A 16,835-nucleotide genomic window follows, 5' to 3' on the forward strand; every position below is an offset into this window, starting at 1 on the left:
TACGGCCCGACCCTCCCGCGCATGGACACGCGACTCACCATCTGCTCTGTCTCGTTTGGACACGGGCACCTGCTAAGGCTTAATGCCCAGCTCAGCGCGCAACTGAACCGGGACTTCGAGCAACGCGTGATCTGGCGTGTAGCAGAAAATGCTCCGGCCAATACCGAGGACTGCATTACCAGTGAGCACGGACCATTCGCCATAGAACACGGGTCGAACGAAACCTCACGCGGCGCCAGCTACCACCATGCCGACGCATTGAACCGGCTCATACACACAACCCGGACGCGTTTTCTGCTGGTGCTCGACCCGGATTTCTATATCCTCAGTCCGGATTGGGTCGCCACCATTCCAGATTATATGGAACGACACGGACTGGCCTTTTTCGGAACACCGTGGCACCCCCGCTACAACCGAAACTATCGCTATTTCCCGGCGGTACATTGCATGTTCATCGACCTGGAAAAAGTCGGCAAGCTGCAACTCGATTTCCTGCCGGAACTGAACCGGATCAAGATGCCGGGAAAGTCCACCAATACACTCCTCGACAGAATCAGCTATTTCGCAAATCGACGCCGCATTCCCTGGGATACAGGTGTGCGCGTATTCGAGCGTTTCGCCAATCAGCCACTTATTTCCAGCGAGTGCACCCAACCGGTGTTCAGACTCGACGCCCACAATTTCCCTGAATTCGATGCCCGCAACTGGAAACACCGGCTCGTCGAAGCACTGTTGCCCGAACGTTATTGCTATATCCCCAAGCGTCGCAATACGTTCACCCAAAGCGGTTTTGTTGAGCACAACTGGCTCGCCTCTCCGCTCCCCAATAGATGGGAAGAATCACTCTGGCAAGGGCGTCCATTTGGACTGCACGTACGCCGCAGCTTCAATGCTGGAAGTCGGGACAATCAAATGGAAACAGAAATTCTGGAACAAGCCCTGGCGGATCTCGCACGCCAGGTCACGAATTCGCCCCTGCGGTGAAAACCCCCTCTGTCAAAGCAACCGCATACCGACAAGCCTGATCAATGACCACGCCACCAAAGAAGAAGAGCATTTTCGCCAGCGCACTGATTGTCGTTGCCATGCGCTGGACCGATCGCCTGATCGGTCTTCTGAGCACATTGATTCTCGCCCGGATACTGACTCCGGCAGACTTTGGCATCATCGCCATGGCATCGGTACTGGTCGGACTCGTGGACGTGTTGCTCGACCTCGGCGTCAACATGGCCCTCATCCAGAACAGGAACGCCGACGACGATGACTACAATACCGCGTGGACCATCCGCCTGATCCAGGCCACAGCGGTCACCATCATCATCTTTCTGCTCGCTCCGCTGGCAGCAGACTACTATCGGGACCCCCGCGTCTGTGATGTCACCCGCCTGATGGCCCTGGGCATGTTCATCGGAGGCTTCGAGAATATAGGGATCGTCAACTTCCAGAAAAACATGGATTTCTCCCGGGACTTCCGCTTCTTTTTCATCCGCCGGCTGGCAGGTTTCCTGGTCACAGTCACCCTCGCCATCCAGCTCGAATCCTACTGGGCCATGCCCCTGGGGGCTCTGGCGGGCCGCACGACCGGCGTCATCCTCAGCTACATCATGCATCCGTTCCGGCCGCGATTTTCCCTGTCGCGTTTTGCAAAACTATGGTCATTCTCCCAATGGGCCTTGCTGCGCTCCATCGGAATCTACTTTGAGACGCAGTTCGACCGGTTTCTCGTTGGTCGCCTGTCCGACGCATCGACCGTCGGAGCCTACACCCTCGCCGACGAAATATCGGCCATGCCGTCGACCGAACTTCTGCAGCCCCTCGGGCGTGTGCTGTTCCCCGCCTTCGTCGCGGCCAAACACGACGCACAACGCCTGCGAGATGCCTATCTGCTGGCCCTTGCCGTCCAGACCATGCTCGCGATTCCCGCTGGCGTAGGGCTGGCGTCTGTTGCGGATCGCGCTGTATTGGTTCTGCTCGGCGAGCAATGGCTTGCCGCCATCCCCTTCGTGCAAACGCTCGCCCTCGTTTTTTCCCTCGGTGCCATTTCACACGCAGCAGGCTATCTGCTGGTAACCATCGGCAAGATTCGGACGCTCGGCATTTTCATATGGGTCCAGAACATTCTGTTCCTCGTAGTCGCCGGACTCATCTTCTCGTCGGCCGGCGCCATCGACATTGCACGGATTCGTCTGGTGGTCGCGGCCGTCGGCCTGATCTTTTTCATGGCCGTCATCCTGCACGAGGTACGCGAATTACGCCTCGCAGATATCATTCGTGTCGCCTGGCGCCCAGTAGCAGCGGCAGCCTCCATGGCCACCATTGATCTATTGGTCACGCCTCCCGACACCCTGCCCCTGATGCTGGCCTTCCTGCTCGAAGTCCTGCTCGGCGCCCTATCCTATACAACGATACTTCTCGGTCTTTGGTACGCCAGCGGCCGACCCTATGGCGCCGAAGCCTACATTCTCTCAAAACTCAAACTGGGTCGTTTTCTGCAGCCCGTGCAGCGTAACGACGCGCCCTGATTGTCTATAATTAATGGAGTCGGATTTGGAAAACAGAACCTTGATCCACGCGCGTCTGAAAACGCCCCAGACCGGAACAGCCACCAAGCTTGAGATTCAACTCACAGGCAATCAATGGACCTGCAACTGGAATGGCGGCCATCTGACTGCGCAAAAGCCGGCCGATATTGCCGAACATGAAGGCATTCTGTGCATCAGCCTCGGCAGCCCACGCTTCCCCAATGGTGGCAACAATCAGGCGCAATCCTGGCTTGCCCTGTTTGAAAGCAAGGGAGTCGATGCGGCCAAAGAAGTAAAAGGTCGTTTCGCCGTCGCTTTCATAGACACCAACCAGAACAGCGCCACTCTGCTCACGGACCGCTTCGACACCCAACCCTGGTGCTATGCCGAAGAAAAAGGCGAACTGAGCTTTTCTGATCGTGCCGACAGCGTTCCGCTTGACAGCCGAACCATCAATCCACAGGCAATTTTCGATTATCTGTATTTCCACATGATTCCTTCGCCGGTTACTATTTTCCGGGAAGTAAAGCGCCTGGCGCCGGCCAGCATGCTGGAATGGAAAAAAGGACAATCGCGGATTTCCAAGCACTGGCTACCGGTCTTCAACGAGAACCCGCGCCTGAATCTGAATGAAACCAAGGGCCGCTTCCTGGACATCGTTCGCGAATCCGTAAGGAACGAATACAGCGGCTCCGGCACAGGAGCATTCCTGTCTGGCGGAACCGACAGCTCCACCGTCTCCGGCATGCTCTGCCAGATAAGCGGCGCATCGGCAAAGACCTACTCGATGGGGTTCGATGCTACCGGCTACGACGAAATGGAATACGCCCGGCTCGCTGCCCGCCATTTCAAGACCGACCATCACGAATACTACGTGACCCCGGAAGATCTGCTGGAAGGTATTCCTCTCGTCGCCAGATTTTATGATCAACCCTTTGGCAACTCCTCGGCAGTACCAGCCTGGATTTGCGCCAGTCGGGCAAAAGCTGACGGTATTACAAAGCTGCTTGCCGGCGATGGCGGAGATGAACTCTTCGGTGGCAATTCGCGCTACGCAAAACAGCGTGTATTTGGCTGGTACGATACCATTCCGGCCTTGCTGCGCACTAGCGTTGTGGAACCGATTTCCGGCATACCCGGCCTTGATCGCATTCCCCTGATAAAAAAAGGCGTCAGCTATGTGGAACAGGCTTCCGTCCCCATGCCAGACCGGATGGAGATGTACAACCTGCTGCTTCGCCTCGGTATCGACACCGTCTTCGAGCCCGCGTTCAAGGCGAAAATAAATCTGGCCGAACCCACCGAACTACAAAAAGCAACCTGGTCCGAAGTTAACGATGCCGGCTTGATCAACCGGATGCTCGCTTTCGACTGGAAATACACCCTTGCAGATAACGACCTGCCAAAGGTTATCGGAACAACTCGACTTGCAGGCGTAGACGTAGGCTTTCCTTTGCTGTCTGACGAGTTGCTGGACTTCTCGCTCACCCTACCCACCGACTGGAAACTCAAGGGTCTGAAACTTCGCTGGCTATTCAAGGAAGCTTTGCGTGGATTCCTTCCCGACGAAATCATAACCAAGAAAAAACATGGCTTCGGTCTCCCCTTCGGCGTATGGGCGGTAAAGCATCCTGGGCTGCGCAAACTCGCAACGGAAACTTTGGAAGCCTTCGGAGAACGAGGCGTAATTCGTCCGGCTTTCCTTCGCGAACTCCACGAAAAATGGCTACCCGAACACCCGGGGTATTACGGCGAGATGGTCTGGATCATCATGATGCTTGAGCAATGGCTCCAGGCACACGCGCCGGACTGGCGATACGACAGCGCTAGATAAGCCGCCTTAAAAGACTACAGAAACATTATTTGAGCACAAAAAAAGAGGAGGAAATTTCCTCCTCTTTTTTACGCCTGCCGAACAATCTCCAATCTAACCAAAATGATCATCAGGCAGAGTTTCGATCTGCAGATCATTATCCTTGGCAAAGTTTTTCAGGAAATTATAAGCAAGGGGTTCAATGTCATGGATACGGGCATCCACAAGAACGGTCTTGTCCCCTCTCAGATTACAGGCCGGCCGCACATGGGGAGAATAAGTCATTCGATTTCGGTTATCCGAACCGAAAGCAGACATAATCCCGCAAAGACGATCTGCCCAATCGCTGGGGCGAAAAGTCTTACCATCACTGGTACGGCCAACAATCACGAAGTTTTCGACTTTTTGAATCATGTGCGATAACTGAAAATTTGGGGACCGACAAACCAGCGCCGCGAAGACAGACGCCGCACACATTTTACTTACAACCCTGCGACTATCCAATTCTATCAGGAAACCCGGGCCGCAAGCGTCATCGGCGAAGCTGCAGGCACAAGCAAGCAAACCTGTAGCTCCTGACAACAACAGCTAGCGGCGTAACAATATCAAGAAAAAATAAACCCGGGATTAATCCCGGGTTTACTTTACTTCGACTGGCTATCCTGTTTTCAAAATAGCAATTCACAAACGCCTTAGGGCTTACAGCGACCCGAGAAGAGAATAAGCGCAGAGCGACATCAAAGCCTGCGGTGCCAATCCAAGCCCGGCAATAGCCAAGCCATTCATTGACAACAACACTCGCATGTCAGACGTTGCGACCAAAGGCGTGTTGTCGACCGGCTCGTCAAAAAACATGACCTTAACGACCCGAAGATAATAAAACGCGCCGATCAAGGACATAATCACGGCCAGTACAGCAATCCAGATATAGCCGGCTGCAACGACCGCCTGCAGGACAGAGAACTTAGCAAAGAAACCGACAAAGAACGGAATACCTGCCATCGAGAACATGACCATAGCCATCACGCCGGCGAACCAGGAGCTGCGCTTGTTCAAACCCTTGAAATCGTCCAGGGTCTCGGCCTCGACTCCCACTCGAGAAAGAAGCAGAACAACACCAAACGACGCCATGCTCATCAGTACATACGAGATCACATAGAACATTGAAGAACTGTATGCGTTCAGAGCGAAGTGCCGATCTCCGCCGACAACTCCCGACATCAGACCCAACAACATGAACCCCATGTGAGAGATGCCGGAATAGCCAAGCATGCGCTTGATGTTGGGCTGTGCGATTGCCGCAAAGTTACCCAGCACGATGGACAGAATGGCGAGAAACATCAGCATCGACTGCCATTGGTCGGCCAATTCAAACAAGCCGTTAACCAACAGGCGCATCGCCATCGCAAACGCAGCCAGCTTGGGGGCAGACGCAATAAACAGCGTAATTGCCGTCGGTGCACCATGATAGACGTCAGGAATCCACATGTGAAACGGAACGACACCAAGCTTGAATGCGAGGCCAGCAACAATGAAGACCAACCCGAACATCAAGACGGTCTTGTTTCCAGCCTGGTGATAAATTGCCTGCGCAACACCTGAAATTTCGAGAGTCCCGGTCGCACCGTACAACATTGAAATGCCGTAAAGCAAAAGCCCGGAAGCAAGCGCACCGAGAACGAAATACTTCATCGCAGCTTCAGTTGCGCGGGCAGAGTCACGCTGCAATGCAACCATCGCGTACAAAGCCAGGGACAGAAGCTCAAGACCCAGATAAAGGGTCAAAAAGTGATTGGCCGTAATCATGACCATCATCCCGAGCGTGGCATAGACCGCAAGGACGTAATATTCAGTGGTCTCCATCTTTCTGTCGTTCATGTAGCCGCGGGAATACAGCAGCACGATGGCAACGGAAAAGTACAGAACCAGCTTGAGAAAATCGCCCATCAAGTCATCCACGTACATATTACTGAACGTGAAATTGACCTGCCCATCCATTGTTAGCAATGTAATCGCGGCCGCACCGAACAGCGTCAGCTGAGTCAACACATATGTCAAACCTCGTGAATCCTTGGCAAATGTACCTGCCATAAGAATCACAAAGGACATCGCGACCACAAAAAGCTCCGCTGCCGCAGGGTAAAAATCGGGGATAACAAAGTTCATCTTCAGGCCACAGTCCGCAAGTTTTTATCTCGGTTACATGAAGTTAAAGCTTGCTCACCGCAACATGCTTGAGCAGATCATTCACCGACGCGTGCATCACCTCCGTCACCGGGAACGGGTAAATACCCATCGCCAGGACGCACACAGCAAGAATAGACAGGAAAGCAAACTCCCTGTTATTGAGGTCAGTAAGCTCAGACACGTGATGATTGGTAATGGCACCGAACACGACTCTCTTGTACATCCAGAGAGTATATGCCGCCCCCACAATCAGAGTAGTCGCAGCCGCAAAACCCACCCAGAAATTGAACTGAACAGCACCAAGCACGACCATGAACTCGCCAACAAAACCCGAGGTCGCCGGCAAACCTGCGTTTGCCATGGAGAACAGCATGAACAACGCTGCGAACTTCGGCATTACGTTGACCACACCACCGTAATCGGCGATCTGACGCGAATGCATGCGGTCATACAGGACACCTATACAGGCAAACATTGCTCCGGAAACGAACCCATGGGAAATCATCTGCACCAAGGCACCTTCAATCCCAACCGGATTAAAGATGAAGAAGCCCAGGGTCACAAAACCCATGTGTGCAATTGACGAATACGCCACCAACTTCTTCATGTCCGTCTGGACTAGTGCGATAAAGCCGATGTACACCACCGCAATCAACGACAAGGTAATGATCAGCGGAGCAAAAGCATGGCTCGCATCCGGAGCAATCGGAAGTGAGAAACGCAGAAAACCGTAGGCACCAAGCTTCAAACCAATTGCAGCAAGTACAATCGAGCCACCTGTCGGTGCCTCCACGTGAGCATCCGGCAACCAGGTATGAACCGGAAACATCGGCACCTTTACGGCAAACGATACGAGAAAAGCCCAGAACAGAAGACTCTGAACGTCCATACCCAGCTTCAGTTGATGCCAGTCAAGAATGCTGAAACTACCGCCCGACTCCATAAACAGGTAAAGAAGAGCCACAAGCATCAGCAAAGAGCCGGCGAGCGTATACAGAAAGAACTTAATCGCTGCGTAAACCCTGTTCGGGCCGCCCCAGACACCGATAATGATGAACAGTGGAATAAGGGATGCCTCGAAGAAAACATAAAACAGCAAACCATCCAGCGCACTGAAGATTCCATTGATCAGCCCGGACATGATCAGGAAGCCAGCCATGTACTGCGCGACTTTCTCCTTGATCACTTCCCAGCCAGCAACAACAACAATCACCGTGATGAAGCTGTTCAGCAGAACAAAGAGGACCGAAATGCCATCAACACCAAGCGTGTAATTGATGTTGAATCGAGGAATCCATGGGTAGGACTCCACGAACTGCATGGCACTCTGCGTCACATCGAAACCGGTATAGAGCGGAATACTGACCGCCAAACCCGCAAGAGCAGAAAGAAGCGCCACGAATCTGGCGACCGACGCATTACGGTCAGACCCCGTAGCGAGTGCTAATAATCCACCAGCGATCGGAACCCAAATCGCTAGGCTGAGGAATGGAATACCCGTCATCTCTACTTTCCGTTCTATGCGCCACGATGCGGCGCGCAAGTCCTAAATCTTGTAACTTTCCTCAAATCGACAACATCACGAAGTTATCCGCGGTTGAACCAGAAGGTCAGCAGGATGAACACCCCAATAATCATCGAAAACGCGTACTGATAAATATGACCAGTCTGGAAGAGCCGGGAAAGCTGGGCGATCAAGCCGACGACTTTGGCGGAACCATTCACAATCATACCGTCGATGATTGTCTGGTCGCCCACTTTCCACAGTCCGCGGCCCAGAAGACGGGCTCCTCCCGCAAAAACAATTTCATTGAACTTGTCAAAGTAATACTTGTTTTCGAGAAGTGTATGGATCGGCTTGAACGTCCGCATGATCGCAGCAGGGATTGCAGGCGCAATCATGTAGAAGAACCAAGCCAGAATTACCCCAGACATCGCCAAAATGAACGGCAAAGAGGTGAACCCGTGTATGGCCATTGCTGTCGCGCCATGAAACTCCTCCGCCAACTCTGCCATCGCATGGTGATTCTCGGAGAAATGGATTACACCCTTGAAGAAGTCACCAAACAGCATGGGGCTGATCGTGAGGTAGCCAACCAACATCGACGGAATCGCAAGCAAAACAAGCGGAACCGTAACAACCCAAGGAGACTCATGCGGCTTCTGCCCGGGGGCCAAACCGTGATGGTGCTCATCAGCGTGATGTTCGTCGGCATGCTCGTCACTCCCATGAGCCTCCTCTACGTGAGAATGCTCTGCAGCATGCCCAAACCTTTCCTTGCCGTGAAAAACAAGGAAATACATGCGGAAAGAATAGAAAGCAGTTACGAAAACACCAGCGATTACACAAAAGTAAGCATAGTCCGAACCCGGCAGGTGCGACAGTTGCACTGCTTCGATGATCGTATCTTTTGAATAGAAACCCGACATGAACGGAAAACCGATCAGGGCAAGCGAGCCGATCAAAGACGTAAACCAGGTGATGGGCATGTACTTCCAAAGCCCGCCCATGTTCCGCATATCCTGATCGTGATGCATGCCGATGATGACCGAGCCTGCCCCCAAGAACAACAGGGCCTTGAAGAAGGCATGCGTCATCAGATGGAAAACAGCCGCCGAATAGGCAGAAACACCGAGCGCAACAGTCATGTAACCAAGTTGCGACAGCGTGGAATACGCAACGACACGCTTGATATCGTTCTGGACAATGCCAAGAAAACCCATGAACAAGGCCGTGGTAGCTCCAATGACAAGAACAAAAGAAAGAGCGGTCTCGGACAGTTCAAAAAGGGGTGACATCCGGGCAACCATGAAGATACCTGCTGTAACCATGGTTGCCGCATGAATAAGGGCCGAAATAGGCGTGGGACCTTCCATGGAGTCAGGCAGCCATACATGCAGGGGTACCTGTGCAGACTTACCCATTGCACCGATGAAGAGTCCGATACAGATGGCAGTAACGAGCGGCCACCCGGTCTCAGGAACTGTCATGGCGACAAGTTCGGGCGCCTTGGCAAACACTTCAGCATAGTTGAGCGAGCCCGAATAGGCTGCAACAAGACCGATACCAAGCAAAAAGCCAAAGTCACCAACCCGATTCACCAGAAAGGCTTTCATGTTCGCAAAAATTGCGGACGGCCTGGTGTACCAAAAACCAATCAGCAGATAGGACACTAGACCAACAGCCTCCCAGCCAAAGAACAGCTGCAGGAAGTTGTTCGACATGACCAGCATCAGCATCGAAAAAGTAAACAATGAGATATAGCTGAAGAAGCGCTGGTAACCAGGGTCTTCAGACATGTATCCAATGGTGTAGATATGCACCATCAAGGACACGAAAGTAACGACAAGCATCATCATTACCGTCAATGAGTCGATGAGGAATCCCACTTCGAATGTCAATGCACCACTACTGGCCCACGTGTAAAGGGTGCCATTGAACACATTCCCCGCCTGTACATCTTGAAAGATGACAAGCGACGTAAAGAACGCAATGGCGACACCGAGAATGGTCACGGTGTGGGCGCCAGCCCGTCCTATGACCTTCCCAAACAGCCCCGCTGCAATCGCACCAAACAAAGGCGCAAGCGGAACCAACAGATAGAGCTTCTGCATCTCCGTCATCGAAACGCTTCCTTATCCCTTGAGGCTGTCCAGGTCATCAACGTGAATAGTCCGCAAATTACGGAACAACGCCACGAGAATAGCCAAACCGATAGCTGACTCAGCTGCCGCTACAGTCAATATGAAGAAAACAAAAATCTGGCCCGCTGCGTCCCCCAAATAATACGAGAAAGCAACAAAATTAAGATTGACCGCAAGCAACATGAGCTCGATAGCCATCAACAGAACAATCAAATTTTTGCGATTGAGAAAAATTCCTACAACGCTGATGGCGAAGAGAATCGCACCCAATATCAAGTAATGAGACAACGAAAGCATCTACTGTCCTCCCTGACGATCGTCACCGAATTCAATCTTTTTCTGAGCGCATCGAAACGATCCGCACCCGATCATCACGCTTGACGGAAATCTGCTCCGCCGGATCAATTTTCCTCACATTCTTTCGTTTGCGGAGCGTGAGAGCAACTGCCGCAACCATTGCAACCAGCAGCACAATGGAAGCAAGTTCGAAGGGATATACGTAATCCGTGTAAAGCAGTCGTCCAAGCTCCTTTGTGTTGCTGTACCCCTGCTGAACTTCAGCGGGATGAGGCATCTCTTCGAGCCCGAAGTTGCGCCCACCGAGCACCATGACCATTTCGATCACCATAAGGACACCGATCAGCGCACCTACAGGCAAATAGCTCCAGAAACCCTGACGAATCCGCTCGATATTGATATCAAGCATCATCACAACAAACAGGAAGAGCACCATGACGGCCCCTACATAGACCATGACCAGCGCTATCGCCAAAAACTCGGCGTGCAACAACATCCAGATGCCGCCAGCCGTAAAAAACGCCAAAACAAGAAAAAGAGCTGCATGGACCGGGTTCTTGGAGGTGATAACCGCCAAGGAGGCTAGTACAAGCACTGTAGAAAAGAAATAAAAAATGACCGACTGGAAGTCCATGAGCGTATTCCGTAAGTATGTTTCTGTCCGCTTTCGCTAACCTTACCGGTACTTGGATTCGACTTCTCGATCCTTCGCGATTTGCGATTCGTAGCGGTCCCCAACGGCCAAAAGCATCTGCTTCGTGTAGTAGAGATCGCCCCGTTTCTCGCCGTGATACTCAAACACGCGCGTCTCAACAACTGCATCTACCGGGCAAGCCTCCTCACAGAAGCCGCAAAAAATACACTTCGTCAGATCTATATCGTATCGACTCGTGCGCCGGGAACCATCAGCCCGTTGCTCGGATTCGATCGTAATCGCCATGGCCGGACAAATTGCCTCGCACAATTTGCATGCAATGCAACGCTCCTCCCCATTGGGATAGCGACGCAAAGCGTGCAAGCCTCGGAAGCGCGGACTTTGCGGCGTTTTCTCCTCCGGGAACTGTACCGTAATCTTCCTGGCAAAAAGGTGACGGCCGGTAAGAGCTAGTCCCTTCACCAGTTCTTTCAGGAAGAGGCTTCCTACGTATTCTTTTATAGCACCCATTTCACGGCCTCACTTCCAGATCGACAACGGAGACATGACCCAGACGGCAACAACAACCACCCAGAACAAGGTCAAGGGAATGAAAACCTTCCAACCCAATCGCATGATGTGGTCGTACCTGAACCGCGGGAAAGTTGCACGGAACCACAGGAACAAAAAGAGAATGAAAGCGGTCTTGATCGCCAACCAGAAAAACCCGTCACCAAGAAAACCGACGGGCGAGAGCCAACCACCGAGAAAAAGGATGGATGTCAGCGCAGAAACCAGAATCATGTTTGCGTATTCCCCAAGGAAGAACAGCGCAAACGCCATACCCGAATATTCCACCATATGGCCAGCAACGATTTCAGACTCCCCTTCGACAACGTCGAAAGGCGCACGATTGGTTTCAGCAATGCCGGAAATCAGGTAAACGATGAACATTGGAAAAAGCGGCAACCAGTTCCAACTAAGGAAACCTAAGCCCATGTCGGCTGCCTGCCCTTTGCCCTGACTCATGACGATATCTGTCAGATTGAGACTGGAGGATGTCATCAAAACACATACAAGAGCGAAACCCATGGCGATTTCATACGAAACCATTTGGGCTGCAGCACGCATGCCTCCGAGAAAGGCATACTTGGAGTTAGACGCCCATGCGGCAATGATGACCCCATAGACTTCAATGGAGGTCACCGCCAAGAGGAACAAAAGGCCAGCATCTACGTTCCCGACAACCCATCCCTCGTTGAACGGCACAACAGCCCAGGCAGCCAGAGCAGGACCTAGGGCAAGAACGGGTCCAATAATGAAAAGCCCTTTGTTTGCGCCGGAAGGAATAATCACTTCTTTAAGCAAAAGCTTTACACCATCAGCGATCGGCTGCAGCAAACCCATTGGCCCCACACGATTTGGGCCAATACGCACCTGCATGTAGCCGATAACCTTACGTTCGGCCAGAGTCAAATAGGCCACACACAGAAACAGCGGGGCTACGATGCCAACAATTTTAAGCAAGGACCAAACCAGGGGCCAGGCCTCGCCAAAGAACATGGCTACTGGCTCAATGTAGGCTTCCATCACATGCGCTCCAAGCTGATTTCACCATGCAGAGAACCCAGCGCTGCCGTCATCGGATGAGCACCAGCCAAGCGCACACAACCATCAGCGACACCATCGTCTTCAGCAACAACTGCCGACACCTCACCATATGCAGATTTGATACGCACCGCCAAGCCGGCCTGCACACCCAAACGGGTTATGGTTGCCGCACTCAGCCGGGCGCTTGGCGCCACTCCATCCTGAGTTTGCTGCAATGGGGGAGAACGACGAGCAATGGGATCTGCCGAATAAATCGGAATATCTGCAATGCGTTGAACAGCTGCCTCCACAGCACGGAGGGACTCTACATTAAGTGCAACAGAATTATCGAGTTTGGCCGGATTAACTGTTCCGTCAGACTCAAGCACCTCAGCACGGACATCCTCGATCTTTTCAAACCCGAAGCCGTCAAGACCAGATGTTTCCCCAAGAACCTTAAGTACCTTCCAGCCGGGACGTGACTCTCCGCGGCTCTTGACCACGGGGAAGAAACTCTGGGCACGTCCTTCGCAATTGACAAAAACACCTGCAGTTTCTGTAAATGGCGCGATGGGAAGCATCACGTCTGCGAACTCAAGCGCGCTGTCCGATTTGAAGGCGGATAACATGACGACCATATCAGCACCCTTGAGTGCCCCGGCAGCAGCTGCACTGTTGCCCAAATCGAATGCGGGATCCAGTCCAAGCAGCACGTAAGCCTTCAACGGTGCCGACAACATTTCCGTCACATTTTTTCCGGGAACGCCCGCAAACGGTACTGCCCCGGCAATATAACCACCAACACTGTTCGCAGCCTCTCCCAAAAAGCCGAAACTAGCATCACTCAATCTTGCGATTTCCTGAGCAAAAACGTGAATTTCTGCAGCATGCTCATGCTGGACGGCGTAGTTACCAAGCCAGACAGCAGAACGACGACCAGAGCCAAGACTGTTCGCAATCGCGAGAGAAGCTTCATCGACCACCAGGCCTGCACATGCGGCGGCAACCTGAACCGACAACTCACGCCCGGTCTGTTCAGAAAGAGCTTTGGCGATCTTGGCCAAAGCAACAATCATTTCTTGCGGCGGAACACAAACACGATTTGCAACAGGCAACTGCCAGTCATCAAACGCGGGATTAAGTGCGCTGACCTTCAAGCCGCGCTTTGCTGCCTGTCGAACACGCTGGGCAACCAGCGGATGATCTTTCCGGAAAAAACTGCCCACAACAAACAAACGATCGAGATTGGCTATATCCGCCACCGGCATCCCAAGCCACGGAGCGCCACTCATTTTTCCATCAGCAGAAAAATCCGACTGGCGCAAACGGAAGTCAACGTTACCCGACCCAAGCCCCTGGACTAGTTTCCGGAGAAGATAAAGCTCCTCGAGAGTGCTATGCGGAGATGCCAATGCACCAATCGTATCTGCACCACTTTCGGCTTTTATCGATTTGAGACCATTCGCAACATATTCAATGGCCGTTTGCCAGTCAGTTTCAATCCAGCGACCACCCTGCTTCAGCATGGGCCGAGCGAGCCTCTCCTCGCTATTGAGCGCCTCATAGGAAAACCTGTCCTTGTCAGACAGCCAGCACTCATTCAGTGCCTCGTTTTCCAGGGGAAGAACGCGCTTTACAGCATCATTCTTGACTTGAACGACAAGATTGCTTCCGAGCGAGTCGTGAGGACTTACTGACTTGCGCCTCGACATTTCCCAAGCACGGGCACCAAAACGGAAAGGCTTTGAAGTGAGGGCGCCAACCGGACAGAGATCAATAATGTTGCCCGACAACTCCGAGTCAATGGTTTTCTCGACGAAGGGCATGATTTCGGCATGCTCTCCACGAAATGCCTGACCCAACTCCATGAGTCCTGCAATTTCAGTGGTAAATCGAACACAGCGGGTGCAATTAATGCAGCGCGTCATATCAGTTGAAACAAGCGGACCGAGATCCTTGTTGCCGACAACCCGCTTCTCTTCCTGATAGCGTGACTCAACACCACCATAGCCGACGGAGAGATCCTGCAACTGACACTCACCGCCCTGATCGCAAATGGGGCAATCAAGCGGATGATTGATCAGGAGGAACTCCATCACACCCTTCTGAGCCTTCACTGCCTGCTCAGAATGAGTCCACACTTTCATCCCGTTTGTCACAGGCGTCGCACAAGCCGGCAAAGGCTTCGGCGCCTTTTCTACCTGGACAAGACACATGCGGCAGTTAGCCGCGATTGAGAGCTTTTTGTGGTAGCAGAAATGCGGCACATAGGCGCCAACTGTATTGGCGGCCTCCATGACGGTAATACCGTCAGGAACCTGCAACTGCTTTCCGTCAATTTCGATTTCTAGCATGTCGAGCCTACGCTACGTAAATCTTACTGCCTTCGCGCTGAACATCCTTCGGCACGAGGCACTTCTTGTGTTCAATATGGAATGCGAACTCATCACCGAAGTGCTTGATGAAACTCTGGACAGGCATAGAGGCCGCATCGCCCAGCGCACAGATGGTACGCCCCATGATGTTGGTCGTAATGCTGTTCAACAAGTCCAAGTCGTCGGAACGCCCAAGTCCGTTTTCAATGCGATGTATCACACGATACAACCAGCCGGTACCTTCACGGCAAGGAGTGCATTGACCGCAGGACTCTTCGAAATAAAAGTACGACAAACGCTCCAAGGCTTTGACCATGCAGGTAGATTCATCCATTACGATCACTGCACCGGAACCCAGCATGGAACCGGCCTTGGAGATCGAATCGTAGTCCATGGTGCAATCCATCATCACAGAGCCCGGCAAAACCGGCGCAGATGATCCACCAGGAATCACAGCCTTCAGCTTTCGACCGCCACGAACGCCGCCAGCCAATTCGAGCAACTCGGAAAACGGAGTCCCCATCGGGATTTCGTAATTGCCAGGCTTATTTACATGACCAGACACCGAGAACAGCTTGGTACCGCCGTTATTCGGCTTGCCAAGAGCTAGGAACGCATCCCCCCCTTCACGGATAATGTAAGGGATTGATGCAAACGTCTCTGTATTGTTGATGGTCGTTGGTTTACCGTAGAGACCGAAGCTCGCTGGGAACGGTGGCTTGAAACGTGGCTGCCCTTTCTTCCCTTCGATGGACTCAAGCAGTGCAGTTTCTTCGCCGCATATGTACGCGCCGTAACCGTGATGGGCAAAAAGGTCAAAGCTGAAATCTGAACCGAGAATATTCTTGCCCAGCAATCCGGCGTCACGTGCCTCTTGGAGAGCTTCTTCAAAACGATCGTAAACTTCGAATATTTCCCCGTGAATGTAGTTATAACCACGCTCACATCCCATTGCATAGCCAGCAATGATCATCCCCTCTATAACAGAGTGGGGGTTATACCGAAGGATATCCCGATCCTTGAATGTGCCGGGCTCCCCCTCATCGGAGTTGCAGGCCAGATACTTGGCACCGGGGAACGCCCGGGGCATGAAGCTCCACTTGAGCCCCGTCGGAAAACCCGCACCACCACGCCCACGGAGTGCTGATTTCTTGACTTCGCTGATGACCTGATCGGCGGAAATATTCTCCGCGATGATCTTCTTCAGCGCTGCATATCCGCCTCGCTGAACATAGTCAGCAAGCCGCCAGGTGCGGTCGCCCTCGAGGCCGGAAAGAATAATCCCTTTAGAAGTCATTTTTTCAGATCAGCCAACAGTTGATCGATTTTTTCCTCGGTCATCCAACTGCACATCTGGTGATTATTCACCAGCAGCACCGGGGCATCGCCGCAAGCGCCCATGCACTCACCCTCTTTGAGGGTGAATTGTCCGTCCGCCGTCGTCTCGTTAAAGTCAATTCCCAACTTCTTCTTGACATATTCGGCTGCATCAACCCCACCCGAAAGAGCACAAGGGAGATTGGTGCAGACGGTAATTTTCTTGGCTCCAACAGGAGCCAAGTCATACATATTATAGAAGCTTGCCACCTCAAAGACGGCAATCGCTGGCATTTCGAGATACTTTGCAACGAACTCAATGGTCTCGTTTGCAAGCCAGCCTTTCTCCTCCTGCGCAATTCGGAGGGCGGACATCGAAGCGGACTGTTTTTGATCAAGCGGATATTTCGCTATCTCTTGATCAATTTTCTTCAGTGATTCGGAACTCAGCATTT

At 52.6% G+C, this 16,835-nt stretch carries 14 protein-coding genes; 3 read left to right on the plus strand and 11 right to left on the minus strand.

The genetic code is table 11. From position 1 onward, the window contains the following. Nucleotides 1-21 precede the first annotated feature (21 nt). Genes ETQ85_RS07360 through ETQ85_RS07370 form a run of 3 tightly spaced genes read left to right on the plus strand, consistent with a single transcriptional unit; the run spans nucleotide 22 to nucleotide 4,356 of the window. Nucleotides 22-984, plus strand: coding sequence for a glycosyltransferase family 2 protein (locus ETQ85_RS07360; RefSeq protein ID WP_148578402.1), 963 nt, complete (start codon nucleotides 22-24; stop codon nucleotides 982-984). Between the two features lie 44 nt (nucleotides 985-1,028). Continuing rightward, complete coding sequence (locus ETQ85_RS07365; RefSeq protein WP_148578403.1) at nucleotides 1,029-2,522, plus strand: oligosaccharide flippase family protein; 1,494 nt, start codon at nucleotides 1,029-1,031, stop codon at nucleotides 2,520-2,522. A gap of 25 nt (nucleotides 2,523-2,547) precedes the next feature. After that, nucleotides 2,548-4,356, plus strand: coding sequence for an asparagine synthetase B family protein (locus ETQ85_RS07370; RefSeq protein ID WP_246128676.1), 1,809 nt, complete (start codon nucleotides 2,548-2,550; stop codon nucleotides 4,354-4,356). A 93-nt stretch (nucleotides 4,357-4,449) separates the two neighbouring features. Here the strand turns inward: ETQ85_RS07370 and ETQ85_RS07375 are convergent, their stop codons facing one another. The 11 genes from ETQ85_RS07375 to nuoE all read right to left on the minus strand — a co-directional run bounded on the left by ETQ85_RS07375 (nucleotide 4,450) and on the right by nuoE (nucleotide 16,833). After that, nucleotides 4,450-4,749, minus strand: a complete 300-nt coding sequence (locus ETQ85_RS07375; RefSeq protein ID WP_148578405.1) for a DUF3579 domain-containing protein — start codon at nucleotides 4,747-4,749, stop codon at nucleotides 4,450-4,452. A 285-nt stretch (nucleotides 4,750-5,034) separates the two neighbouring features. Next, nucleotides 5,035-6,501, minus strand: a complete 1,467-nt coding sequence (nuoN, locus tag ETQ85_RS07380; protein WP_148578406.1) for an NADH-quinone oxidoreductase subunit NuoN — start codon at nucleotides 6,499-6,501, stop codon at nucleotides 5,035-5,037. A 43-nt stretch (nucleotides 6,502-6,544) separates the two neighbouring features. Next, nucleotides 6,545-8,026 (minus strand): NADH-quinone oxidoreductase subunit M, encoded by a 1,482-nt coding sequence (locus ETQ85_RS07385; protein ID WP_148578407.1) that lies wholly within the window; start codon nucleotides 8,024-8,026, stop codon nucleotides 6,545-6,547. A gap of 83 nt (nucleotides 8,027-8,109) precedes the next feature. Further along, on the minus strand, nucleotides 8,110-10,146 hold the full coding sequence (nuoL, locus tag ETQ85_RS07390) for an NADH-quinone oxidoreductase subunit L (protein ID WP_148578408.1): 2,037 nt from the start codon (nucleotides 10,144-10,146) through the stop codon (nucleotides 8,110-8,112). A gap of 12 nt (nucleotides 10,147-10,158) precedes the next feature. Then, nucleotides 10,159-10,464 (minus strand): NADH-quinone oxidoreductase subunit NuoK, encoded by a 306-nt coding sequence (gene nuoK, locus ETQ85_RS07395; RefSeq protein ID WP_141349329.1) that lies wholly within the window; start codon nucleotides 10,462-10,464, stop codon nucleotides 10,159-10,161. Between the two features lie 31 nt (nucleotides 10,465-10,495). Further along, on the minus strand, nucleotides 10,496-11,098 hold the full coding sequence (locus ETQ85_RS07400) for an NADH-quinone oxidoreductase subunit J (protein WP_148578409.1): 603 nt from the start codon (nucleotides 11,096-11,098) through the stop codon (nucleotides 10,496-10,498). 42 nt (nucleotides 11,099-11,140) lie between these two features. Continuing rightward, a complete protein-coding gene (gene nuoI / locus ETQ85_RS07405; RefSeq protein WP_148578410.1) occupies nucleotides 11,141-11,629 on the minus strand; it encodes an NADH-quinone oxidoreductase subunit NuoI in 489 nt (162 codons plus the stop codon). 9 nt (nucleotides 11,630-11,638) lie between these two features. After that, on the minus strand, nucleotides 11,639-12,688 hold the full coding sequence (gene nuoH, locus ETQ85_RS07410) for an NADH-quinone oxidoreductase subunit NuoH (protein ID WP_148578411.1): 1,050 nt from the start codon (nucleotides 12,686-12,688) through the stop codon (nucleotides 11,639-11,641). Further along, nucleotides 12,688-15,042: an NADH-quinone oxidoreductase subunit NuoG gene (gene nuoG, locus ETQ85_RS07415; RefSeq protein WP_148578412.1), complete on the minus strand. Its 2,355-nt coding sequence runs from the start codon at nucleotides 15,040-15,042 to the stop codon at nucleotides 12,688-12,690. The genes nuoH and nuoG overlap by 1 nt, the downstream gene beginning before the upstream one ends. Nucleotides 15,043-15,049: 7 nt before the next feature. Further along, nucleotides 15,050-16,360 (minus strand): NADH-quinone oxidoreductase subunit NuoF, encoded by a 1,311-nt coding sequence (nuoF, locus tag ETQ85_RS07420; RefSeq protein WP_187394620.1) that lies wholly within the window; start codon nucleotides 16,358-16,360, stop codon nucleotides 15,050-15,052. After that, on the minus strand, nucleotides 16,357-16,833 hold the full coding sequence (gene nuoE / locus ETQ85_RS07425) for an NADH-quinone oxidoreductase subunit NuoE (protein WP_148578413.1): 477 nt from the start codon (nucleotides 16,831-16,833) through the stop codon (nucleotides 16,357-16,359). The genes nuoF and nuoE overlap by 4 nt, the downstream gene beginning before the upstream one ends. Nucleotides 16,834-16,835 lie beyond the last annotated feature (2 nt).

Source organism: Zoogloea oleivorans (genome assembly GCF_008107625.1).
Lineage (GTDB): Bacteria > Pseudomonadota > Gammaproteobacteria > Burkholderiales > Rhodocyclaceae > Zoogloea > Zoogloea oleivorans.